This is a genomic window from Congregibacter sp., assembly GCF_965660375.1.
Lineage (GTDB): Bacteria > Pseudomonadota > Gammaproteobacteria > Pseudomonadales > Halieaceae > Congregibacter.
Genome location: NZ_CBFHZO010000114.1, coordinates 1 through 21,570, shown reverse-complemented (window position 1 = coordinate 21,570; position 21,570 = coordinate 1). Strand labels below are relative to the sequence as shown.

At 59.1% G+C, this 21,570-nt stretch carries 22 protein-coding genes; 7 read left to right on the top strand and 15 right to left on the bottom strand.

Translation table 11 applies throughout. The annotated features are described in order from the left end of the window. From ybgC to ACTG3T_RS11050, 8 genes are all read right to left on the bottom strand, one after another. Positions 1 to 444 (bottom strand): tol-pal system-associated acyl-CoA thioesterase, encoded by a 444-nt coding sequence (gene ybgC, locus ACTG3T_RS11085; RefSeq protein WP_439102336.1) that lies wholly within the window; start codon positions 442 to 444, stop codon positions 1 to 3. Positions 445 to 451: 7 nt separating this feature from the next. Continuing rightward, positions 452 to 1,522: a Holliday junction branch migration DNA helicase RuvB gene (ruvB, locus tag ACTG3T_RS11080; protein ID WP_439102335.1), complete on the bottom strand. Its 1,071-nt coding sequence runs from the start codon at positions 1,520 to 1,522 to the stop codon at positions 452 to 454. A 29-nt stretch (positions 1,523 to 1,551) separates the two neighbouring features. Next, on the bottom strand, positions 1,552 to 2,160 hold the full coding sequence (ruvA, locus tag ACTG3T_RS11075) for a Holliday junction branch migration protein RuvA (protein ID WP_439102334.1): 609 nt from the start codon (positions 2,158 to 2,160) through the stop codon (positions 1,552 to 1,554). A gap of 54 nt (positions 2,161 to 2,214) precedes the next feature. Continuing rightward, a complete protein-coding gene (gene ruvC, locus ACTG3T_RS11070; RefSeq protein ID WP_439102333.1) occupies positions 2,215 to 2,733 on the bottom strand; it encodes a crossover junction endodeoxyribonuclease RuvC in 519 nt (172 codons plus the stop codon). A gap of 113 nt (positions 2,734 to 2,846) precedes the next feature. Further along, complete coding sequence (locus ACTG3T_RS11065; RefSeq protein WP_439102332.1) at positions 2,847 to 3,593, bottom strand: YebC/PmpR family DNA-binding transcriptional regulator; 747 nt, start codon at positions 3,591 to 3,593, stop codon at positions 2,847 to 2,849. Between the two features lie 68 nt (positions 3,594 to 3,661). After that, complete coding sequence (aspS, locus tag ACTG3T_RS11060; protein ID WP_439102331.1) at positions 3,662 to 5,443, bottom strand: aspartate--tRNA ligase; 1,782 nt, start codon at positions 5,441 to 5,443, stop codon at positions 3,662 to 3,664. Positions 5,444 to 5,532: 89 nt separating this feature from the next. Continuing rightward, the gene (locus ACTG3T_RS11055) at positions 5,533 to 5,850 is read right to left on the bottom strand and encodes an FmdB family zinc ribbon protein (RefSeq protein WP_439102330.1); all 318 of its coding nucleotides are present in this window, start codon (positions 5,848 to 5,850) and stop codon (positions 5,533 to 5,535) included. 297 nt (positions 5,851 to 6,147) lie between these two features. Beyond that, a complete protein-coding gene (locus tag ACTG3T_RS11050; protein WP_439102329.1) occupies positions 6,148 to 6,570 on the bottom strand; it encodes an HU family DNA-binding protein in 423 nt (140 codons plus the stop codon). A 523-nt stretch (positions 6,571 to 7,093) separates the two neighbouring features. Here ACTG3T_RS11050 and ACTG3T_RS11045 point away from each other — a divergent pair. The 5 genes from ACTG3T_RS11045 (at position 7,094) to ACTG3T_RS11025 (ending at position 12,690) form a co-directional block, all read left to right on the top strand. Then, a complete protein-coding gene (locus ACTG3T_RS11045; protein ID WP_439102328.1) occupies positions 7,094 to 8,809 on the top strand; it encodes a proline--tRNA ligase in 1,716 nt (571 codons plus the stop codon). Positions 8,810 to 8,816: 7 nt separating this feature from the next. Then, complete coding sequence (locus tag ACTG3T_RS11040) at positions 8,817 to 9,422, top strand: transglycosylase SLT domain-containing protein (protein ID WP_439102327.1); 606 nt, start codon at positions 8,817 to 8,819, stop codon at positions 9,420 to 9,422. A gap of 89 nt (positions 9,423 to 9,511) precedes the next feature. Continuing rightward, entirely contained in the window at positions 9,512 to 10,357 is an 846-nt protein-coding gene (locus ACTG3T_RS11035; protein ID WP_439102326.1) for a helix-turn-helix transcriptional regulator, read from the top strand. Between the two features lie 94 nt (positions 10,358 to 10,451). Further along, positions 10,452 to 11,798, top strand: a complete 1,347-nt coding sequence (locus tag ACTG3T_RS11030) for a glutamine synthetase family protein (protein WP_439102325.1) — start codon at positions 10,452 to 10,454, stop codon at positions 11,796 to 11,798. Positions 11,799 to 11,817: 19 nt separating this feature from the next. Beyond that, positions 11,818 to 12,690 carry an endonuclease/exonuclease/phosphatase family protein gene (locus ACTG3T_RS11025; protein ID WP_439102324.1) on the top strand — a complete coding sequence of 291 codons (873 nt, stop codon included), beginning with the start codon at positions 11,818 to 11,820 and terminating at the stop codon, positions 12,688 to 12,690. On the opposite strand, the gene ACTG3T_RS11020 is transcribed toward ACTG3T_RS11025, so the two are convergent. Beyond that, positions 12,623 to 13,975 carry an MATE family efflux transporter gene (locus ACTG3T_RS11020; RefSeq protein ID WP_439102323.1) on the bottom strand — a complete coding sequence of 451 codons (1,353 nt, stop codon included), beginning with the start codon at positions 13,973 to 13,975 and terminating at the stop codon, positions 12,623 to 12,625. The genes ACTG3T_RS11025 and ACTG3T_RS11020 overlap by 68 nt on opposite strands. Before the next feature lie 78 nt (positions 13,976 to 14,053). Here ACTG3T_RS11020 and ACTG3T_RS11015 point away from each other — a divergent pair, with 78 nt between their 5' ends. Together ACTG3T_RS11015 and ACTG3T_RS11010 are read left to right on the top strand one after the other, a co-directional pair. Further along, positions 14,054 to 15,265: a fatty acid desaturase gene (locus ACTG3T_RS11015; RefSeq protein WP_439102322.1), complete on the top strand. Its 1,212-nt coding sequence runs from the start codon at positions 14,054 to 14,056 to the stop codon at positions 15,263 to 15,265. Between the two features lie 102 nt (positions 15,266 to 15,367). Further along, positions 15,368 to 15,850: a glutathione peroxidase gene (locus ACTG3T_RS11010; RefSeq protein WP_439102321.1), complete on the top strand. Its 483-nt coding sequence runs from the start codon at positions 15,368 to 15,370 to the stop codon at positions 15,848 to 15,850. Between the two features lie 28 nt (positions 15,851 to 15,878). Here ACTG3T_RS11010 and ACTG3T_RS11005 read toward each other — a convergent pair whose 3' ends face one another. From ACTG3T_RS11005 to mltB, 6 genes are all read right to left on the bottom strand, one after another. Further along, a complete protein-coding gene (locus ACTG3T_RS11005; protein WP_008293931.1) occupies positions 15,879 to 17,462 on the bottom strand; it encodes a peptide chain release factor 3 in 1,584 nt (527 codons plus the stop codon). Between the two features lie 147 nt (positions 17,463 to 17,609). Further along, positions 17,610 to 18,254, bottom strand: coding sequence for a lipoyl(octanoyl) transferase LipB (gene lipB, locus ACTG3T_RS11000; protein WP_439102320.1), 645 nt, complete (start codon positions 18,252 to 18,254; stop codon positions 17,610 to 17,612). After that, complete coding sequence (locus tag ACTG3T_RS10995) at positions 18,251 to 18,547, bottom strand: YbeD family protein (RefSeq protein WP_439102319.1); 297 nt, start codon at positions 18,545 to 18,547, stop codon at positions 18,251 to 18,253. Before ACTG3T_RS10995 ends, lipB begins: the two co-directional genes overlap by 4 nt. Beyond that, on the bottom strand, positions 18,540 to 19,745 hold the full coding sequence (locus ACTG3T_RS10990) for a D-alanyl-D-alanine carboxypeptidase family protein (RefSeq protein ID WP_439102318.1): 1,206 nt from the start codon (positions 19,743 to 19,745) through the stop codon (positions 18,540 to 18,542). The genes ACTG3T_RS10995 and ACTG3T_RS10990 overlap by 8 nt, the downstream gene beginning before the upstream one ends. 106 nt (positions 19,746 to 19,851) lie before the next feature. Continuing rightward, positions 19,852 to 20,688: a septal ring lytic transglycosylase RlpA family protein gene (locus ACTG3T_RS10985; RefSeq protein ID WP_439102317.1), complete on the bottom strand. Its 837-nt coding sequence runs from the start codon at positions 20,686 to 20,688 to the stop codon at positions 19,852 to 19,854. After that, positions 20,685 to 21,569 (bottom strand): lytic murein transglycosylase B, encoded by an 885-nt coding sequence (mltB, locus tag ACTG3T_RS10980; protein ID WP_439102316.1) that lies wholly within the window; start codon positions 21,567 to 21,569, stop codon positions 20,685 to 20,687. The genes ACTG3T_RS10985 and mltB overlap by 4 nt, the downstream gene beginning before the upstream one ends. Between the last annotated feature and the right edge of the window lies 1 nt (position 21,570).

Sequence of the window (21,570 nt, the reverse complement as noted above, 5' to 3'; positions counted from 1 at the left end):
TCATTCTCCGAGAGGATTGTGGGGATTGTGGGGGTCACACGCGGCGCGCAGTGTAGCAAGCATCTCTTTGGGGATGCGACGGGGTGCCAGGGTTTCGGGACTGACGCAGGCCAGGGACACCGCCGCCTCGGCAATGAGGTCCGCCCCACGGCGCACACATTGCCGTAGTTTTAAGGAGGCCCCGCCCACGGACGCCAGCGCGGCGGTCGCTTCCAGCTCATCATCCAGTTTCGCGGGACGGTGGTAGCTGACAGACACGTCGCTGACAACAAACATCAGTTCATTGTTGAAGATGGCCGCCCGGTCCATGTCCAGGGACCGCATAAATTCCGTGCGAGCCCGTTCGATGTATTTCAGATAGTTCACGTAGTAGACAATGCCGCCCGCGTCGGTGTCTTCGATGTAGACCCGCAGGGGCAGAGAAAATTCCCTCGTATCGTTCATTGGGCGCTCATTCGCCGGAACCTAAAGGCAGCGTCCCCTGGCTGTCCCCCGGCTGCGGGACCGCCCGCTCGTCACCGGGCATAGGCACGCCAAAATGCTGATAGGCAAGACGAGTCACCATGCGACCCCGGGGCGTTCTGATCATATAGCCCTGCTGAATCAAAAAAGGCTCCAGCACGTCTTCGATCGTGCCGCGCTCTTCGGATATGGCTGCAGCGAGGCTGTCCACGCCCACAGGGCCCCCGTCAAACTTCTCAATCATCGCCAGCAGCAGGCGCCGGTCCAGATGATCAAAGCCCTTGGCGTCCACGCTTAAAAGGTCCAGAGCGCGATCGGCGATGTCGGCATTCACCGTGCCGTCGCCTTTAACTTCCGCATAGTCGCGGACCCGACGGAGGAGTCGGTTGGCGATGCGCGGCGTGCCCCGGGAGCGCCGGGCAATCTCCCGTGCGCCTCCCTCATCCATGGGTATCTCAAGAATGCGGGCGGACCTTGCAACAATCACGGCGAGGTCATCCACCCCGTAAAACTCCAGCCTCTGCACAATGCCAAAGCGATCCCGCAGGGGCGACGTGAGAAGACCGGCACGAGTAGTAGCGCCCACCAGGGTAAAGGGCGGTAAGTCCAGTTTGATGGACCGGGCAGCAGGCCCCTCCCCGATCATGATATCCAGCTGATAATCCTCCATGGCCGGATAGAGAATCTCCTCCACAAAGGGACTCAGACGATGAATCTCATCGATAAACAACACGTCGCCGGGCTCGAGGTTAGTCATCAACGCGGCAATGTCACCGGCTTTCTCCAGCACCGGACCTGAAGTCGTCTTCAGGGACACCCCCATTTCATTGGCGATAATGCTGGCCAGGGTGGTCTTGCCAAGACCGGGCGGACCAAAAATGAGGGTGTGGTCCAGAGGCTCGTCCCGACCCTTGGCAGCGGCCAGAAAAATCTCCATCTGCTCCCGCGCCACAGGCTGACCAATGTATTCCGCCAGGGCCTTGGGTCGGACAGCGCGATCCTGGGCATCCTCGACGGTGCCCACGGGCTCCGGCGCAATAAGGCGGTCTGTCTCAATCATGGAAATGCTGCCCTGCCTGCTGTGTGTTATTAGCCGCGAACCGTTGAGCGCAGCGCCAGACGTATCAATTCTTCACTGTCGGTGATGTCATCGCTGTCTACCCGCGCCACCAGTCGCGCTGCTTCGGCAGGCTTATAGCCCAGCGCCACGAGAGCACCCTCCGCATCACCGAGTTTATCTGATGCGGGCTGTGACTGTCCCTCCGTGGGGGACTCGCCGGCCCCCTGATCAAGCCAGCCAGATACGCGATCGCGCATTTCGATGAGCAATCGCTCGGCGGTCTTTTTGCCGACGCCCGGGAGGGCCACCAAAGCGGTGAGGTCGTCGTCGTGCACCGCCCGCGCAAAGCGCTCGCCGTCCATGCCCGACAAAATGGTCAGAGCGAGCTTGGGACCGACGCCATTGACCTTGATCAAATGCCGGAACAGCTCCCGGTCCCGGGGGCTGACAAAGCCATAGAGGGTCTGCGCATCCTCGCGCACCGCATGATGGGTGAGAAGCGTCACTGGCTCCCCCAGCGCCGGCAGTTGAAACAGCGTGGTCATGGGCACCTGCAACTCGTAACCGACACCGCCGACATCTACCAGTATCTCCGGCGGCTGTTTGTGCAGTAAGGTTCCTGAAATTCGACCGATCAACTAAGGCGTCCTCTTATGGCTTTATCGCTGTATATGGCTGCGGGGCTGCACCCACTAACGCAGGCGTCCGCGCCGGATAGCCGTGGCACCGGCCACTCGAACCAGCCCCTCCCGGGTATGGGCGTGGCATAGCGCTGCCGCCAGGGCATCCGCGGCATCCTCCTGGGGCGCACCGGGAAGCTTCAGCAATGCTTTCACCATATGCTGGACCTGCACCTTATCGGCGGCTCCCGTACCCACCACAGACTGCTTGATCTGCCGCGCGGAATATTCGCTGACCTCCAACCCCCGAGTCACGCAGGGGACGATGGCCGCGCCGCGAGCCTGACCCAGCTTTAATGCCGCATCGGCACTTTTGGCGAGAAAAACCTGCTCTACCGACAACTCCGTGGGACCGTGAAGCTCCACCAGTTCCGCCACGCTCTCGGCAATGATCCGCAGACGCTCCGGCAATGCCCCTTTGGGCAGGCGGATAACGCCGCTGGTGATATAGCTGTTTTTGCCGTTCAGGGTACTGATAACCCCGAAGCCCGTTTTCTGGGACCCGGGATCAATGCCAAGAATTATTGCCATGCCGTGCGCCCAACCGGTCGCTGTGCCTGAGCTGCATGATATGTATAAATATACAGGGTTTCCAGCGCAGCCATGACCGGACGTCCGTCAGCCGCGAAACCCGGGGACGAACTTCAGGACATTGCCTCAAGAACCTCGTCAGGAATGTCCACGTTGGAGTAAACGTTCTGCACGTCATCCAGCTCTTCGAGAGCATCAATGAGCCCCATGACCGTCTCCGCGCCGCTGGCGTCCACGGGCACTGTGGTGGAGGCGATCATGGTCACCTCGCTCTCCGCGGGCTCCAATCCGGATGCTTCCAGCCTGGTTTTTACCGTTGAAAGATCTTCCCAGGCGGTAGTTACCTCGATGGAGCCATCATCGGCGGCTTCTATATCTTCAGCGCCGGCCTCCAGAGCCGCTTCCATGATTTGTTCTTCGTCGGCCCCCGGTGCAAAACTGATCTGTCCCTTGCGCTCAAAGAGATACGCCACGGATCCGTCGGTACCAAGATTGCCACCGCGTTTGCTAAAAGCATGACGCACCTCGGCAACAGTGCGGTTGCGGTTGTCTGTCATCACCTCAACCAGCACCGCAACGCCGCCAGAGGCATAGCCCTCGTAGGTCAGCTCCTCAACATCATCCGCTTCATTGTTACCCGCACCCCGGGCAATAGCCCGATCGATGGTGTCGCGGGTCATGTTGGAACCCAGAGCCTTGTCCACGGCAGCACGCAAACGGGGATTGTCTTCGGGGAGTGGTCCGCCCTGCTTTGCCGCAACCACGAGCTCGCGAATAAGTTTGGTAAACATTTTTCCGCGTTTGGCATCCTGCGCGGCTTTGCGGTGTTTGATATTGGCCCACTTACTGTGACCTGCCATCAGCGATCCTCCCTTTTCCTTCTATGCGCGCTTCGTTTGCGCAGGGGATAAACCGAATCGTTTGGGACTCAGCTATCCCCCTCTTTCTTTTCCTGCTCCCGTACCCTGACATGCAGCTCACGGAGCTGCGCCGCGCCCACGGTACCGGGAGCCTCAGTCATCACGCAGGCAGCGGTCTGGGTTTTGGGGAAGGCAATCACGTCGCGGATCGATGCTGCCCCGCTCATGAGCATCACGATGCGATCCAGGCCAAAGGCCAGTCCGCCGTGGGGCGGCGCACCATACTTGAGAGCATCAAGGAGGAAGCCAAACTTCTCCCGGGCCTCGTCGGGGTCAATACCCAGAATGTCGAACACCGCTTCCTGCGTCTCGAGATTGTGGATACGCACGCTGCCGCCACCAAGCTCGGTACCGTTGAGTACCATATCGTAGGCCCTCGACAGCGCCTCGCCGGGATGCTCGCGAACGGTCGCCAGGTCGCAGGCCGGTGCAGTGAAGGGATGGTGGAGCGGCGTCCAGCCACCGTTGCCGTCCTCTTCAAACATAGGGAAATCAACCACCCACAAGGGTGCCCAGCCATCGCTGACCAGCCCCTGGTCGGTGCCCACCTTGATGCGCAGCGCTCCCAGCGCCTCATTCACAATGCCGGCACGGTCCGCCCCGAAGAAAACGATGTCGCCATCGGCAACGCCGAGGCGCTCCATCATGGAAGCCACAACGTCCTCGGGCATGAACTTCAGGATCGGCGACTGCAGCCCCTCAACGCCGGCAGCCAGATCATTGACCTTGATCCAGGCCAAACCACGGGCGCCATAATTACCCACATAGCGGGTGTAATCGTCGATCTCCTTGCGGGAGATTGACGCGCCGCCGGGCACCTTCAGGGCCGCCACGCGACCTAAGGGGTCATCAGCTGGACCACGGAAGACCTTGAAGTCCACCTGCTGCATCAAGTCATCCACGGATACCAGTTCCAGGGGAATACGCAGATCGGGCTTGTCAGAACCATAGCGCTCCATGGCGTCCGCCCAGGTCATATGCGGAAAGCTGGGCAGCTCCACATCCAGCACAGACTGGAAGAGTCCGCGCACCATGCGCTCGGTGATCTCCATGATGCCCTCCTCGTCCATAAACGAGGTTTCGATGTCGATCTGGGTGAATTCCGGCTGGCGATCTGCGCGCAAGTCCTCATCGCGAAAGCACTTGGCGATCTGGTAGTAGCGGTCAAAGCCTGACACCATCAACAGCTGCTTGAAGAGCTGCGGCGACTGCGGCAGAGCAAAAAATTGCCCCGGGTGCGTTCGGCTGGGCACCAGGTAATCCCGGGCACCCTCGGGGGTAGCCCGCGTGAGAATCGGCGTTTCTATATCCAGGAAACCCTCTTCATGAAGAAAACGACGCACGGCGTCAGTCACTTCAGAGCGCAGCCGCAGACGCTGCTGCATTTCCGGGCGGCGCAGGTCCATGTAGCGATAACGGAGGCGAACCTCTTCGCCCACGGCGGTGTGCTCATCGAGCTGAAAGGGCGGCGTAGCGGCGGTGTTCAACACTTCGATTTCCTTGCCGAGCACCTCGATCTCACCGGTGGGCATACTCGGATTCACCGTAGCGTCGCTCCGCGCCCGAACCCGCCCGGTGACCTTCAGCACATACTCACTGCGCACGCGATCAGCGGTGGCAAAATGCTCTTCGGTGTCGGGGTCAAAAACCACCTGAACGATGCCGTCCCGATCGCGCAAATCCAGAAAAATTACACCACCGTGATCCCGGCGTCGATCCACCCAGCCACAGAGTGTGACGGTCTCGTCTATATCAGCACTTCTAAGAAGGCCGCAGTTATGGCTGCGCATGGTGGTTCCTGTTGTTAGGGATTAGTTAGGGGTTAGTTGGTGATTAATTCGATTGGGGTTGCAAGTCTGCGGTGGCATAACGGCGATAATCAGGCAGCGGAGCTATCGCCACCCGCGGACGCTTTGGCAGGCTTCTCGGTGGCAGCATCTTTTTTGGAACTCTCTTTGCTGCCAGCGTCTTTGGTACCGCTATCGGCGCTGTCGCCCGCAAGGTTTTTCTTGTTACCGCTCTTGAAGTCCGTCTCATACCAGCCACTGCCAGCAAGCCTGAACGCCGCGGCAGAGACTTTTTTACGCAAGGCTGGCTTGCCACAGGCGGGGCAATCGGTAAGCGGTGGGTCACTGATCTTACGCAGGGCTTCATGGAGCTCACCGCATTCAGTGCACTGATATTCGTATATGGGCATGGTAGTAAATCCTTCCTATGCATGGGCGCGTCGCCGATGCATGAGGCCATTGTGACCTTTTCCTGCAAAAACGCGCAGGCGAGAGGCATTTGAAAAAGCGGCGCGGATTCTACCTCAGCTCGCGAAACGAACCAATGGAAATAGGTCGACCCTAAAACCGGCGGACCGGGGAGGCGAAGGCCCGCCTGGCGTGGATTTAACGTCAGACGGACCCGGTCGTTCTATGCACAAGGCCGCTCTTCAAGAAAGAGGGGCGCCTCCACAAAGGCGCCTAACCGGCCCGACTCAATCCTACTGTCAGGACTGAGCAAACTCCTTCATTTTCTTCAGTGGGCGAACTTTCACTGCAACACTTGCAGGCTTCGCCTTGAACATAGTCTCTTCACCGGTGAAGGGGTTAATACCCTTGCGCGCTTTGACAGCCGGCTTTTTGACCGTAGTGATTTTCATGAGACCTGGCAGCGTGAACTCGCCTACCGCCCGCTTTTTGATGCTGCGCTCGATGAGTGTCTCAAGCTCAGTCATCACATCGCCGACCTGCTTCTTGGTCAGGCCTGTGCTGTCTGCAATGCTGGCCATGACCTGGGTCTTGGTCATTTTTTCTTTGAGCGCGGGTGCTGGCTTTTTAACGGGGGCTGCGGCTTTTTTAGCAGGCGCCTTTTTGGCTGCTGCTTTTTTCTTGGCCGGTGCTTTCTTTGCTGCTGCTTTGCGTGTCGCCATGATTATGAACCTTCCTTACGGTTTAAGGGTTTTATGTTTCATAGCACGACGGTTTTCTGCCGGGGTCCTGATACCTGAACAAACATCTGCCTGAGCACACATCTGCCTTAGCACACATCGCTGACAGGCACTGCAACTGCTTGCCATCACCGACACCCCCGGGCCCGTGGGCCAGGCACGCGCACCAAGCACGTGAACCAGGGTAGGAGCTTTGTCAGAAAAAACGTCGCGTTTCTCCATTTAATGACCTGGGCATACAAGCCACGATTTTCTTCGGCGGCAGTCCCTGACAAGAAGCTCAAAGCACTGCGTACAAAGGTTAAATCACAACTCGACGACATGTATAAATCACTCGACCCTGTAATACAAGCGTTTATCGCAATGCATAGCAAAAAAACCCTATTTTTTTAGGTATTTCGGGTAAAACCATGTTCCCTGTCGCGAAAGTCCTGCGATTCGTTTCTGTACCGCCAAGCGTTTGCGACTTACACTTCACCACTATCACGGGAACAAGGAAATACCCATGCGCAGTAGCGAGTTTCTGATCACTACGCACAAAGAAACCCCTGCGGACGCAGAGATCATCAGTCACCGACTTATGCTCCGCGCCGGACTGATTCGCAAGCTGTCCTCAGGACTCTACACCTGGATGCCCATGGGCTTGAGGGTGCTGCGCAAGGTAGAGCGCGTCGTCCGCGAGGAAATGGATGCCGCGGGCGCCCTGGAACTGGCCATGTCCATGGTCCAGCCCGCGGAGCTATGGGAAGAATCCGGTCGCTGGGAACAATACGGTCCGGAGTTGCTGCGCATACAGGATCGCCACAAACGGGACTTCTGTCTGGGGCCTACTCACGAAGAGGTCATTACCGACATCGTGCGCAACGAGATCAACAGCTATAAGCAGCTGCCCCTGAATCTCTATCAGATTCAGAATAAGGTTCGCGACGAGATTCGCCCGCGCTTTGGCGTCATGCGGGCACGGGAATTCGTCATGAAGGATGCCTACTCCTTTCATGCCAGTGAGGCCTCGCTGGAAGCCACCTATGAAGTGATGCACGGGGCGTACACCACCATCTTTGAACGTCTCGGTCTGGATTTTCGTCCCGTCATGGCAGACAGCGGCAGTATCGGAGGGAACACCTCTCATGAGTTCCACGTGCTCGCGGACTCCGGTGAAGATGCCATCGCCTTTAGCGACGGCAGTAACTACGCTGCGAATATTGAGAGAGCGGAGACGGTGGACCAGCAGGAACTGCGAAAAGCACCCGCTACGGCACTCAATAAAGTCGCAACGCCCGGCGTTAAAACCATTACTGACCTCTGCACCGCCCTTGAAGTGGCGGCGGAAAATACGGTGAAGACACTCCTTGTGGAGGGCGCCGAGAATGGTCTTGTGGCGCTGGTGATCCGCGGCGACCATGAACTCAACACGGTCAAGGCTGAGAAACATCCGCTCGTGGCCACCCCACTGCGCATGGCGACGGAGGAAGAAGCCGAGGCGGCCTGTGGTGCCGGTTTTGGCTCCATCGGCCCGGTGGGTCTCTCAATGCCGGTTATTGCCGACTTCAGTGCAGCGGCGTGCGCGGACTTTTACTGCGGCGCAAACAGCACCGGCGAACATTACGAGGGAGCAAACTGGGACAGGGATATCAGTAACTACCAGAGCGCTGATCTACGCAGCGTGGTCTCCGGTGACCCCAGCCCCGACGGCAAAGGTCATCTTCAGATACGCCGCGGTATCGAGGTGGGCCACATCTTCCAGCTGGGCAGCAAATACAGCGAAGCCATGAACGCCAAAGTCCTGGATGAGACCGGTCGTAGTGTAACGCTCAGCATGGGTTGCTACGGCATTGGTGTGAGTCGCATCGTCGCCGCCGCCATCGAGCAGAACCATGATGACCGGGGCATCATCTGGCCCAGCGCCATGGCGCCTTTCCAGCTGGCCATCGTTCCCCTCAATATGCATAAGTCTGCCGCGGTCGCCGAGGCCGCAGAAGCACTACACAAGCAGTGTCAGGAACAGGGCATCGAAGTACTGATGGATGATCGCAACGAGCGCCCGGGCGTCAAATTTGCCGACATGGAGCTCCTGGGCATTCCCCACCGCATCGTCATCGGCGATCGCTCCCTGGCAGAAGGGGAGATCGAATATCAGGGGCGCCGCGACGTCGAGTCCCAGCGCGTAGCACTGACCGACGCCATGGGCTTTATTGCCGCGCAACTGACATCGGGCAGCTGAAATCCCGTTGTCCCGGCCACTGCTTTACCTTTGTCTAGCGACGCTCCTGGGCGTCGCGGCTGCAGCCTCAGCGCAGAGCGAGGCCACGGCAGATGATGCAAACCGGGAAGCGCTGCGGCAGTTCCTCGAAGCCAACATCGCAGCCAGCGAAAGCTTTGATGACCGATTCGACGCCGAAGTGTGGCTGGTGGACATGGGCGCCAGGCTCGCCCGCTATGTACCTGACGCCGACGTACGACTCCAATTGCTGCGACAGGTCCATGCCGCAGCAAGCCGCAGTGACCTGGCACCGGAGCTGGTGCTGGCGGTAATTGAGGTGGAAAGTCACTTCGATCGCTTTGCCGTCTCCCGTGTCGGCGCTCAGGGGCTTATGCAGGTCATGCCCTTCTGGAAAGATGAGATTGGACGTCCCGGCGACAATCTCACCAACAATCTCACAAATCTGGATTATGGCTGCCGGATTCTGCAGTTCTATCTGCAGCGGGAAGGCGGTGTGCTGCCCAAAGCCCTGGCGGCCTACAATGGCAGCGGCGGCAGCACCACCTACAGTGACAAGGTACAGACCGCCTGGCGGGAACACTGGCGCACCAGCGCGCTCGACTGGAGTGACTAGATGTTTGACATGGCGAGGTACCCACAACACACTCGTCTCGTCTCTTACCATGGCGTTATTCGTGCATCACACAGAGCGGCTCCGCTGACATGAGCACACTGACATTACTGAGTGAATGGAATCGTGACCTCGCCCGCGCCGTGGGCGCCCTGGGTCGCAAGGAATTTTTCCCGGCGCTTATCAACTCGGTGCGTGAACGGGTCCCCATCGCCTATCCGCAAATCTGGCTTTACCATCGCGACCTGCCGCCAAGTGTGCTCTACCACGAGATACCAGCCGCAGCTATTGCGTCCCAAATCGACGCTTACCTTGAGGGCCCCTATCGCGAGGACCCTTTCTTTCAGGCGTCTATCAATCGACCAAAGAATCGTATTTATCTGCTGTCCCGGCTTACCGCGGGACGTCTGGAGTCATCCAGTTACTACAACGATTACTACGCCGACACGGGCACTGTTGATGAAGCCATCTTTTTATCCCAGCTCCAGGGTGGCAGCGTCATTAACCTGTCGATGATGCGTCTGCCCGAGCAGGGCGCTTTCACGGAGGATGAGTTTCAGCTGCTCTACTCCCTCGCCGACCCTATCTCCGAGCTGTTGCGCATTCACAGTGAATTCGATGCCTTCGCGGTGGAGAACCTTATCCAACCGGGCATAGACCACCAGATCGACCTGGCTTTTAAAACCTTTGGCACCTCCATGCTGTCCCCGCGAGAAAGAGGTGTGCTGGAACTTATGCTGCGCGGTTACGGTACGGATACCACCGCCGATCGACTGTCCATCGCCCGGGAGACGGTGCGACGCCATCGCAAGAGCATTTACCGCAAGCTGGATGTGAACTCGCAGACTGATCTGTTCTCACTGTTTTTGAACACCATGTCCTGTCTGGGCGAGGCCGCAGGCGACGATCCGCTCAAGATTTACATGGGACCCGCCTGACCAGAGACCACCGTGACCAATGCGGGGCATTGCCGGATGCGCGACAGGTGGGAATAGTGCGCTTTGGGGACCTATAACACGGGAAAATAGTTTTATGGCGCTGGAAGTAGACTGGTTTCTGCGCGCCTACCCCAGGATTTCGATGATTGAAGCGCTGATACCGGACAGTAATGGCGTTCTCAGGGGTAAGTGGCTGCCAAGAAACAAGCTGGCCAAGGTCTATAAAGGAGAACTGAAGTTCCCCAAGACCGCCCTGGCTCTCGATATCTGGGGTCGCGATGTTGAAGAACTGGTGTTTGCCACCGGTGACGAGGATGGCGTGTGCCTGCCCGTTGAGGGCTCCCTGCTCCCTACACCCTGGTCCCCCAAGGAACGTCACGGCCAGCTCATGCTCACCATGTTCCGCCCGGGCGGCGGAGCCTACCTCGGCGACCCCCGCCAGGTGCTCAAGCGGGTTGTCGCCCGCTACCACGCACGAGGCTGGCGCCCGGTGGTGGCGGCAGAGCTGGAATTCAGCCTCATTAAATGGGACGGCAAACACCCCTGTCACAGTGGTGAGAAGCCCTATCGGGGCGAACCTATTGGCGGCAATCTTTATGGCCTGGACGTGCTCCAACAAAACCACGCCATGCTTGAGCAGATTCATCGCGCCTGCCACCTGCAGAGCCTCCCTTTTGATGGCGTGGTGAAAGAGTCCGCGCCCTCGCAGTATGAAATCAACATGCAGCATGTGGACAACCCGGTGCTTGCTGCCCGTCAGATTCTTATGATGAAACACGCCATCAAGGAGATTGCCCAACAGCACGGCCTGGTGGCGAGCTTTATGCCAAAACCCTTTGCGGATGAAGCGGGCAACGGCCTCCATGTGCACTGCAGTGTGATTGATCGCGACGGAAAAAACGTCTTTGACGACGGCACGGAATTCGGCACTCCCAAACTCCGCCACGCCATCGCTGGCTGCCTGCAGCACATGGCGGACTCCTTTGCGATCTTTGCACCCAGCTTCAACGCCTACCGGCGGTTCCAGAAAGGCAGTCACGCGCCCACCACACCCAACTGGGGCTATGAGAACCGCACCGTTGCCGTGAGGGTGCCCGCCGGCAGCAGCAAAGCCCGACGCCTGGAACACCGCGTGGCAGGCGCAGATGCCAATCCCTACTTGGTGTTCGCGGTGATCCTTGCTGCTGCGCTGGACGGCATTGAGCGCAATCTCACCCCCAAGGCGCCCATCAGCGGTGACGGCTACAGCCAGCTGGACCCTGACGAACTGCCTATTTACATGCAGGACGCCCTGCGCCTGTTCGGAGAGTCCAGCTTTATCAGCACGGCTCTGGGCCCCGAAATGCAGCGCAATTTTGGCCTCACCAAGGCTCAGGAACTGGCGGAATTCCAGCGCCATATCACCAGCCTCGAGTATCACGCCTACGTCGAAAAACTGTAGCTGGAGCTATACTGGGGTCATGACCCGCCTCTCCTCGACGCTTAGCTACCCGATTGCTTTTCTTGGGGTCCTGCTCTTTAGTGCGGTCAGCCAGGGCGCCTCGCAATACCAGACCGTTGACGCCTGCGCGGCGGCCCTTGAGACCCCCAGCAGCGTGGCTGCGAGCCCGCTGCCCGAACCCCTGCGAATCCGCAGCTGGAACATAATGAAGTTTGACCTGCCCGGCGCCGAGGACGAGCTTCGGGGTCACCTGGGTCACAGCGACCTGATGCTCCTTCAGGAATCGGTGCGCGGCCTGAAAGCGGGCGATGCTTCACCCCGCTATCGCTATTTCAGCCCCGGCTACAAGCGGGGCGAAGAAGCTACTGGCGTAGAAATCCGCAGCCGCTTCCCCGCCGATGTGGACTGCGAGCTGCAGTTTTATGAACCCTGGCTTGGCACACCCAAAGCGGTGAGCGTCCTGCGTCTGCCCTTTAAGGAGGCCTCAATACTGCTGATCAACCTGCACGCCATTAACTTTACGCTTACCATCGACGACTACCGCGCGCAGTTCCTAGCCCTGAGTCCCCTGATCCGCAGCCACCGGGGGCCGATGATCGTGGCGGGAGACTTCAATCACTGGAACCCCTGGCGAGCCGATGCGCTTTACCGCTGGTCCCGAGAAATGGGCCTCAGAGAAATCAACTTTTCCCCGGACTGGCGGAGCCGGCATGTGGGCTCGGCGGTGGACACCCTGTTTTTACGGGGTCTGGAGGCGGTGGCCAGGGGAGCTTTTCCGACCACGCGCTCGGATCACCATGCCATTGCCGCCAGCCTGGTGCTGGTCAGGGATTTACCGGCTGAAGGGGCGGATAGTCGCGCTCCAGACGCGCAACCAGCGCCAGAGCGCTGAGCATGCCAAGTACGCCAAACAGAGAGGCACCGAGTACTTCACCCGCCATCAGTCCCCGGGCACCATAGAGTGAAGCGCCGAGATACGCTGCAGGCACCACCCCCAGAAATACCTTGGCGTAATTGAATAGCGTCGCGAGGTAGGCTCTTCCCAGGTTGTTGAAACTGGCATTAGCGACGAACATTAAGCCGTTGAATGCAAAGGCTCCCACCAGGAAGTGGATGTAGAACTCCAGCAGGTCTGCCGCCAGCTCACTGGCGGTAAAAGCAGCAATCACCAGGTCAGCGACCAGCCAGAGCAGCACCCAGGCAACCGCGACGTAGATCACCACAAACTTCGATGCGTCCAGTAAGGTCTGGCGCACCCGATCGTAGCGGCCGGCTCCCGCGTTCTGCCCCACGATGGGGCCCACGGCGCCGGAAACCGCAAACACCACCGCAAATGCCAAGGGGGCGAGCCGACCCATGATCGCAGTGGCCGCCACGGCGCTGTCGCCAAACTGGGACATCATGCGCAGCAGCAGGCTGTTCCCCACGGGCGTTGCAAGATTAGTGAGCACCGCCGGCACCGCTATCACCATGATGGCCGGCGCATCTGCCAAAATCATCGTCGGTGATACCCGGCTCGGTAAGCGGTGTTTGAAAAAAAGCACGTAGCCCGCATAGCCCACTACCACAACGCGAGAAGCCACGGAGGCCCAGGCGGCCCCCTCAATACCCAGACCAAAATAAAATATCAGAATAGGGTCCAGCACAGCATTGGCGCCAGCCCCGGCGAGGGTAGCGAACATACTGTGCCGCGCGTCACCCACGGCGCGCAGTCCTGCAGCCAGGCTCATACCCAACACAAGAAGCGGCACCGCGGGCAACTGAATACGACTGTAAGCCAGGGCATAGTTCAGCGTGTCACCGGAGGCTCCCAGAAGCGCCAGAAGCTCCGGCAGCCAGATCCAGGCAACTCCCGCCACCAGCCCCACGGTAAGCGCGTTGAACCACAACACAGAACTGCAATAACGTCCGGCCAGAGGGCGATCCCCATTGCCTTCCGCCCGGGCGACCAGTGCACCCAGAGCTATTTGCAGACCGATGCCGAGAGAAAGCAAGAAGAAGAGAAGCGTGCCCGCGAACCCGACGGCGGCGACAAGGCGCTGCTCCCCCAGCAGGGTGATAAAAAACATGTCCACGACATCGACGGTGAACATAGCGATTAGCCCGACGGAGGACGCTCCGGTCATCACCAGGACATGGCGCATGGGGGAGCCGCTGAGGAAGACAGGGCCGCTCAAGAAAATGGCCTTTTCAAGGTCAAGACTTCCCTCGCATATCCCGCTAAAATTACGATTGGCACACCAGAATCCGACACAATGAACGAAGAATCTCCTAAAGCAACGTCAGGCGCCAAACCGCTGGCGCCTTCCAAGCCGCCGCTGATCCGGGTGAACGCGGTAATTTTTATTGGGTTCCCCATTCTGGCGGCAATCCTGGTACCGCTCTGGGGCATGTACGCGGGATTTACCGCCGGCCAGTGGATCTGGGCAGTGGTATTTTTATATCTCAACGGCCTCTCCATTACCGGCGGCTACCACCGGCTGTGGTCCCACAAGGCGTACAAGGCCCATTGGACCGTTCGCCTCTGGTTTGCTCTGTGGGGCGGTGGCGCGCTGCAAAACAGTATCCTGATCTGGGCCGCGGATCACCGTCGCCACCATCGACATGTGGACGATAACGATGAGGACCCCTACTCTGCCGGCCGTGGGCTGTGGTTCAGCCACATGGGCTGGATGCTGCGAGAGTATGCCACCAATGGCGAGGATTTCAGCAATGCGCAGGATTTAATGCGCGATCCCATCGTTATGTGGCAACACAAACACTATGTGGCTATCACCACGTTTATGAACCTGGGGGTACCCATTCTCCTGGGGCTGGCGCTCGGGGACGTTATGGGCACGGTATTGCTGGTGGGACTCCTGCGACTGGTGGTCAATCATCACGTCACTTTTTTCATCAACTCCCTCGCGCATTTCTGGGGCACGCGGCCCTATACCGAAGACAACAGCGCCCGGGATAATGGATTTCTGGCCTTTCTCACCTACGGTGAGGGCTACCACAACTACCACCATATCTTTCAAACCGACTACCGCAACGGCATTCGCTGGTATCAGTGGGATCCCACCAAGTGGATGATCGCGGGGCTGGCCAGGGTGGGACTGGCGCAGGATCTTCAGCGCGTGCCGGATTTCCGTATCCAGCGTGCTCTGCTGGACATGCAGTTCAAGCGCGCCCAGGACTATGCGGCAGGGCTTGAAGAAAGCCCCCTCACGGCGATTCTGGAACGGGAGTATCAGCTGTTCACGGAGTCGGTGAATCAGTGGAAACAGCTTCAGTCGGCGCGCTACGAGCGTCAGCGCGAACAGCTGGAAGGCGCTGTGGCCGAGCGCTACCAGCAGCTTCAGGATCGCTGGGAACAGGCCAAGCTTCGCAGTCAGTTTCGGGAACTGGAGTTCTCTTTGCGGGTGCAAAGAAAGCGCGTCCAGGCACTGATAAACCAGTGGCAGCCACCGCTCCTTGCCAGCTGATCGCCCTTTGATCGACGACGGCGGCGCTTGCGTATAGTGTCTGACTAAGTTGTTAAAGCCCCGGTGAATACCGGGGACGCGTTATCACCAAAAGGACACACCATGAGCGATGGTATATACGGCTTTGCACCCCAGGACAAACAGGGCAATGCAAAGTCCCTGGAAGACTATCGCGGCCAGGTGCTGTTGATTGTTAATACGGCATCGAAATGCGGCTTCACACCGCAGTTCGCGGGACTGGAATCAGTTTATGAACAGTACAAGGATGAGGGCTTTAGCATCCTCGGCTTTCCCTGCAACCAGTTCGGCAGCCAGGACCCGGGCAGTAATGACGAAATCCAGGAGTTCTGCCAGCTGAATTATGGCGTGAGTTTCCCCATGTTTGGCAAGATCGATGTGAACGGCGGTGACGCCGACCCCCTCTTTGCCCACCTCAAACAGGCCGCCCCCGGCGCCCTGGGCAGTCAGCGCATCAAGTGGAACTTCACCAAGTTTCTGGTTAATCGCGAGGGGCAGGTGGTAAAGCGCTACGCGCCCACCACCAAGCCCGAGGCCATCGCCTCAGATATCAAGGCACTTTTATAGCCAGTATAGCCAGCACTAAAGCCCGGGATCAGTGCTCCCGCGTTGCGCGGAACTGAATATCCGGCCAGCGCTCTTCCATGAGGGCGAGATTGACCCGTGTGGGCGCCAGATAACTTAAAAACCCGCCGCCATCTATGGACAGCTGGTCCGCCGCTTTCTTGCGAAACTCCTCGAGTTTGCGCTCGTCATCGCAGTAAACCCAGCGCGCGGTGTACACGTTGATGGGCTCGTACATGGCCTCGACCTTGTACTCATCCTTCAGGCGGTAGGCGACCACATCAAACTGCAGCTGCCCCACTGCCCCGACGATGAGATCCGTCGAACTAATGGGCGCAAACACCTGGGTGGAGCCCTCCTCGGAGAGCTGCTGCAGCCCCTTTTGCAGCTGCTTGGATTTCATGGGATCGCGCAGTCGAATGCGTCGAAACAGCTCCGGCGCAAAATGGGGAATCCCGGTAAAACCCAGGTCCTCACCATCGGTAAAGGTGTCGCCGATCTGAATCGTGCCGTGATTGTGTAGCCCGATAATGTCGCCGGCGATAGCCTCCTCCACCAGTACCCGCTCCCCGGCCTTGAAGGTCACCGCATCGGCTATCTTGATGTCCTTTGCCATGCGCACGTGGCGCATCTTCATGCCTTTTTCGTAGCGACCCGAGCAGACGCGCATAAACGCGATGCGATCGCGATGCCGTGGATCCATGTTCGCCTGGATCTTGAAAACAAAGCCGCTGAAACTGCGCTCGCTCGCCGCCACCTCACGCTCGTTGCTGCCCCTGCCCTGGGGTGGGGGCGCCCACTCCACGAAGTTATCGAGCATTTCCCGTACACCGAAGTTGCCCAGGGCCGTGCCAAAAAACACCGGCGAAAGCTTGCCCGCGAGAAACTTTTCCAGCTCAAATTCATGGCTGGCACCCTTCACCAACTCGATCTCGTCGACAAAGTCGTCGTATTCATCACCGAGTAACTGCCGGGCCTCGTCGGAATCAAGCCCCTGAATACGCCTATCCGGTGGTAACACGGCGTTGTGGCCCCGCTCAAAGCAGTGAAGGGTATCGGTGTACAGATTGTAGACCCCCAGAAAATGCTCCCCCATGCCCATGGGCCAGTTCACCGGCGCGGCGGCAATGCCCAGCACCTCTTCAATCTCATCGAGGAGCTCGATAGGATCCCGGGTCGGCCGGTCGAGCTTGTTCACAAAGCTGATGATGGGCGTATCTCTCAGGCGACAGACGTTCATGAGCTTGATGGTGCGGTCCTCAACACCTTTGGCGCCGTCAATAACCATCAAGGCGGAATCCACCGCCGTGAGCGTGCGATAGGTGTCCTCAGAGAAGTCCTCGTGACCGGGGGTGTCCAGAAGATTCACTATGCGGTCATGATAGGGAAACTGCATGACCGACGATGTCACGGAGATGCCCCGCTCCTGCTCCATGCTCATCCAGTCGGAGGTGGCGTGAGGCCCTTTTTTACCTTTGACGCTGCCGGCAACGGAGATGGCGCTACCCAGAAGCAGCAGTTTCTCGGTGATGGTGGTTTTGCCGGCGTCGGGGTGAGAAATGATGGCAAAGGTTCTGCGCTGCGCAACTTGTTGGAGAAAATCACCATCCTGCATTCGGGTCGTCCTGATTGGTACTCAATTGAGTGGCTGTTGCTACACGGATCATGGTCACCCCTGCTCAAGGGCGGCCTCTGAGCGGCGCATTCTAACGGATAGCCTCTGCGCTCACTAATCGCGGCTGTGATGTCAGCACCTCAGCAACTACAACTGACCTTGATGCTCGAGCGAGGCCTCGAGACTGTCAAGCAAGGCCTCGCCAATGGTCTCCATGGGCGGGCAATCGTCCCCCAGCAGCGAACGCAGGGAAGTGACCTCAAGCCCCTCGTAACCGCAGGGGTTGATGCGCTTGAAGGGCTGGAGATCCATATCGGCGTTGAGAGACAGACCGTGATAACTGCAGCCGCGGCGCACCCGTAAGCCCAACGACGCTATTTTCTGCCCTTTTACGTAAACGCCGGGAGCCTTGGGATCCGGTGCCGATGCAATGCCGAAGCGATTCAGCGTTTCCACGATGGACCGTTCGATAAGATCCACCAGGGCGCGGACGCCAAGATGTCGACGGCGCAAATCCACAAGGAGGTAGACGACCCACTGACCGGGACCGTGATAGGTCACCTGCCCCCCGCGATCCACCTGCACCACGGGAATATCGCCGGGAGCCAGGAGATGCTCCGCTTTTCCTGCGATCCCCTGGGTAAATACCCGGGGATGCTGCAGGAGCCAGAGTTCGTCGGGGGTCTCTTTGCTGCGCGCATCCGTAAAGCTGCGCATCTTATCGAGGGTTTGCTGATAGTCGCATTCTCCCAGACGGCGAATGCGCAGTTCCGAAGGGCTGTCGGCGCTCACAGCACCATCTGTACGAGGCCCGTGGCGCGAAGGTCCTGATGAAGCGCCTCGAGCTGTTCGGGACCCGTAGCAGTGATGGTAACCGTCAGAGACAGAAAATTACCTTTACGACTATCGCGCACGGTAATAGTGGTCTCGTCGAAACCCGGGGCATGGCGCTCAAAGATCTCGAGCACCAGGGGACGAAACTCCTCCACGTTGCGACCCAGGACCTTCACCGGGTAGTCACAGGGAAACTCTATCTTGGGGGGCTCTTCGCCGTCAGCACCCGATCCTGTAATGAGCTCAGCCACCGAAAAGCTGCGCCAACCACATGAGGAGCATGTCCCAGATCCGCGCGAAGAATCCGGCGGCCTCCACGGGCTCCAAAGCAACGAGGGGAATCTGCTGAAGGACTTCGCCGTCCAGAGTGAGCGTTAATTCGCCCAGGGCATCGCCCACGGCCAGGGGCGCGGAAATGGGCTCCATAAGTACCAGTTCCCGCACGAGGTTATTGCGCTTGCCCCGGGGCAGGGTCATCACCACGTCGTCAGCGATGCCCACGGACACATAGTCCGCCACACCCTTCCAGACCCGCGGCTTCTCCAGTTCCTCACCGCCTTCGAGAACACGGGAGGTCTCGTAGAAGCGAAAGCCGTAGTTGAGCAGGCTGCGGGTTTCCCGCGCCCGCGCCCGAGTGCTCTCCGTACCCATCACGACAGAGATAAGCCGCATACCGTTGCGCTCTGCAGACGCCACGAGGCCATAACCCGCCTCCCGGGTATAGCCGGTTTTCAAACCATCAACGGAGGGGTCTTCGCCGAGAAGCTTGTTGCGGTTGTACTGCTTGATGTCGTTGTAGGTGTAATCGCGCTGACTATAGACTTTGTAGTGTTCGGGAAAGCGCGCAATGATGTTCTTGGCCAGCGTCGCCAGGTCCCGGGCCGTGGTCAGATGCTGGGGATGGGGCAAGCCGTGGGAATTGGCGAAATAGGTGCCGTGAAGGCCCAGCTCCGCCGCGTGCTTGTTCATCAAATCGGCAAAAGCCGCCTCGCTGCCTGCGATGTGCTCCGCCACGGCCACGGTGGCGTCATTACCCGAGGAGATCACAACGCCCTGTTCCAGCTGGCCGATGGTTACGGGCTTCCGCGGTTCGATCCACATCAGGGACGAACCGTTAAAGACCGGATTTTGAGACCAGGCGTTGCGGCTCACCGTGACCTGATCGTCACGACTCACGCGCCCCGCTTCAATCTCCGACGCCAGCACATAGGCGGTCATGAGCTTGGTGAGACTGGCCGGGGGCAACTGCTCATCAGCATTCGACTCAACGAGCACCGCACCGCTGTTGGCATCCACGAGGAGGTAGGCGCGGGCTGCGACCTCCGGTGGTGCCGGGACAATATTCTGCGCAGATACCGCCACAGAAAACGCAGCCAGCAGCAGGGTCAGACACGCGGTGATGGCGCGGGGGCAAGGTGAGGCGCTGGGGCGAGGTAAAGTGTTTGGCATAGAATTCAAATCAGGGTTTGGAGGCGGGGCATGGTAACCCAAGCTCTCATGACTGAAAAATCCCGGTGGCGAAACCGGTTGTGCAGACGGCACAGGGCGTTATGGCTCATGGCAGCGCCAGGCCCGGAGAGTTGCCCCGGGTCATCAGCATGTCGCGGAGATAGCGAAGCTCCTCGCCATCGGCCACGGGCCCCACGCGAACCCGGTGAAGACGCTGTCCTCCTGCATCCACGGGGGTGACATTGACGGGAACGCTTACCATTTCCGCCACGGAGTCCCGCAGCCCCTGCGCCGTCGCGGGATTGGCAAAAGCGCCCAGCTGCAGATAACGATAAGCCCCTGTATCACTGTCGCGACGGTCATCGACACCGGCCAGGGCAATGGTCTCCACGAGCACTTCGGTCGTGCCCTTGTCGACGAAGCCCAGTTTCACCGCGGCGGCGTAACTGAGATCAATGAGACGGTCAGGATGGAAGGGACCGCGATCATTAATACGCACGACCACCTGCCGGCCATTCCAGAGATTGGTCACCGTGGCATAGCTGGGAATAGGGAGACTGCGGTGAGCGGCGGTGGGCAGGTACAGGTCATAGACCTCGCCGTTGGCCGTTTTATTGCCATGGAACTTGGTCCCGTACCAGCTGGCAATCCCTTTTTCGCGGTAGCCCTCGGCACTGGGCAACACGCGATACTCCACACCATCAATGCTGTAGGGCGAGGTGTTGCCCGCGCGGAGAATTGGGTCCGGGCGAGGCACCGCATCGGCAACGTCCCCGGGCTCAAGATTGCTCACGGGGGCGCCATCGCCTTCCCAGGCCACTTTGGGATCAGAGCCGGAGCAACCCAGCAGCAAGGAGGATGAGATAAGAAAGAATAGCGCTTTGATGCTGAGCGCCCCAGAGCTTCGTGGCGTTTTTTGCGCACTTCGGGTCCTTCGCGTCATGCCTGTACGCCCGCAGCAATGCGCTGGCTCAGCAAAAACACGCTCATGGCGTACATGGCAGAGTGGTTATAACGGGTAATGACATAGAGGTTTTGCAGGCCCAACCAGTACTCATAGCCATCGGCGAGCTCAAAGCGCATCGCCGTCGCGCTCGCCTCGGGGTCGAGCTGCTGCTGGGGCGACAGCCCCAGGGCAATAAAGTCCTGCACCGTTTGCCTGGGCTTGAGGCCGCCGTCAAAGGCCTCTTTGGGAACAGTGTCCGCGGCGGTTGCCGCACTGACCACGGGTTCACCGGCACGCCAGCCGTGTCTGGCCAGGTAGTTCGCCACGCTGCCGATGGCATCGGTGGGATTGTTCCAGATGTCCGCCTGCCCGTCCCCGTCAAAATCGATGGCATAGGCCCGATAGCTGCTTGGCATGAACTGCCCGTAGCCCATGGCACCGGCGTAGGACCCCTTGAGACTGAGAGGATCCATACCCTGCTCCCGGGACAGGAGCAAAAAGTTCTTGAGTTCACTGGTAAAAAACGTGGAACGCTTGGGGTAATCGAAGGCGAGGGTCGTTAGCGCGTCGATAACGTCATAGCTGCCGGCGATGCGACCGTAGTAGGTTTCTACGCCAATAATGGCGACGATCACCTCTGCGGGTACTCCCGTCTCCGCCTGCGCCCGGGAAAGAGCCTCCCGATGCTCCTGGAAAAATGCGATGCCCTCGCGTTCCCGGCGCTCCGTGAGAAATATTGCGCGGTATTCATACCAGGGTTTGGTTTTTTCGGCGGGACGCGAAATAGCATCAAGGATGCTCTGTTGTTTTTCGGCGGCCGCGAAAAGGGACTGGAGTTCCTCACGGGAAAAGCCCTCCTCCGCCACCATCTCCTCGATC

Excerpts from the sequence above, each read along its gene's own strand:
- ybgC (WP_439102336.1), bottom strand. The coding sequence starts at position 444 with ATGAACGATACGAGGGAATTTTCTCTGCCCCTGCGGGTCTACATCGAA.
- ruvB (WP_439102335.1), bottom strand. The coding sequence starts at position 1,522 with ATGATTGAGACAGACCGCCTTATTGCGCCGGAGCCCGTGGGCACCGTC.
- ruvC (WP_439102333.1), bottom strand. The coding sequence starts at position 2,733 with ATGGCAATAATTCTTGGCATTGATCCCGGGTCCCAGAAAACGGGCTTC.
- ACTG3T_RS11065 (WP_439102332.1), bottom strand. The coding sequence starts at position 3,593 with ATGGCAGGTCACAGTAAGTGGGCCAATATCAAACACCGCAAAGCCGCG.
- aspS (WP_439102331.1), bottom strand. The coding sequence starts at position 5,443 with ATGCGCAGCCATAACTGCGGCCTTCTTAGAAGTGCTGATATAGACGAG.
- ACTG3T_RS11055 (WP_439102330.1), bottom strand. The coding sequence starts at position 5,850 with ATGCCCATATACGAATATCAGTGCACTGAATGCGGTGAGCTCCATGAA.
- ACTG3T_RS11050 (WP_439102329.1), bottom strand. The coding sequence starts at position 6,570 with ATGGCGACACGCAAAGCAGCAGCAAAGAAAGCACCGGCCAAGAAAAAA.
- ACTG3T_RS11045 (WP_439102328.1), top strand. The coding sequence starts at position 7,094 with ATGCGCAGTAGCGAGTTTCTGATCACTACGCACAAAGAAACCCCTGCG.
- ACTG3T_RS11035 (WP_439102326.1), top strand. The coding sequence starts at position 9,512 with ATGAGCACACTGACATTACTGAGTGAATGGAATCGTGACCTCGCCCGC.
- ACTG3T_RS11030 (WP_439102325.1), top strand. The coding sequence starts at position 10,452 with ATGGCGCTGGAAGTAGACTGGTTTCTGCGCGCCTACCCCAGGATTTCG.
- ACTG3T_RS11025 (WP_439102324.1), top strand. The coding sequence starts at position 11,818 with ATGACCCGCCTCTCCTCGACGCTTAGCTACCCGATTGCTTTTCTTGGG.
- ACTG3T_RS11015 (WP_439102322.1), top strand. The coding sequence starts at position 14,054 with ATGAACGAAGAATCTCCTAAAGCAACGTCAGGCGCCAAACCGCTGGCG.
- ACTG3T_RS11010 (WP_439102321.1), top strand. The coding sequence starts at position 15,368 with ATGAGCGATGGTATATACGGCTTTGCACCCCAGGACAAACAGGGCAAT.
- ACTG3T_RS11005 (WP_008293931.1), bottom strand. The coding sequence starts at position 17,462 with ATGCAGGATGGTGATTTTCTCCAACAAGTTGCGCAGCGCAGAACCTTT.
- ACTG3T_RS10990 (WP_439102318.1), bottom strand. The coding sequence starts at position 19,745 with ATGCCAAACACTTTACCTCGCCCCAGCGCCTCACCTTGCCCCCGCGCC.
- ACTG3T_RS10985 (WP_439102317.1), bottom strand. The coding sequence starts at position 20,688 with ATGACGCGAAGGACCCGAAGTGCGCAAAAAACGCCACGAAGCTCTGGG.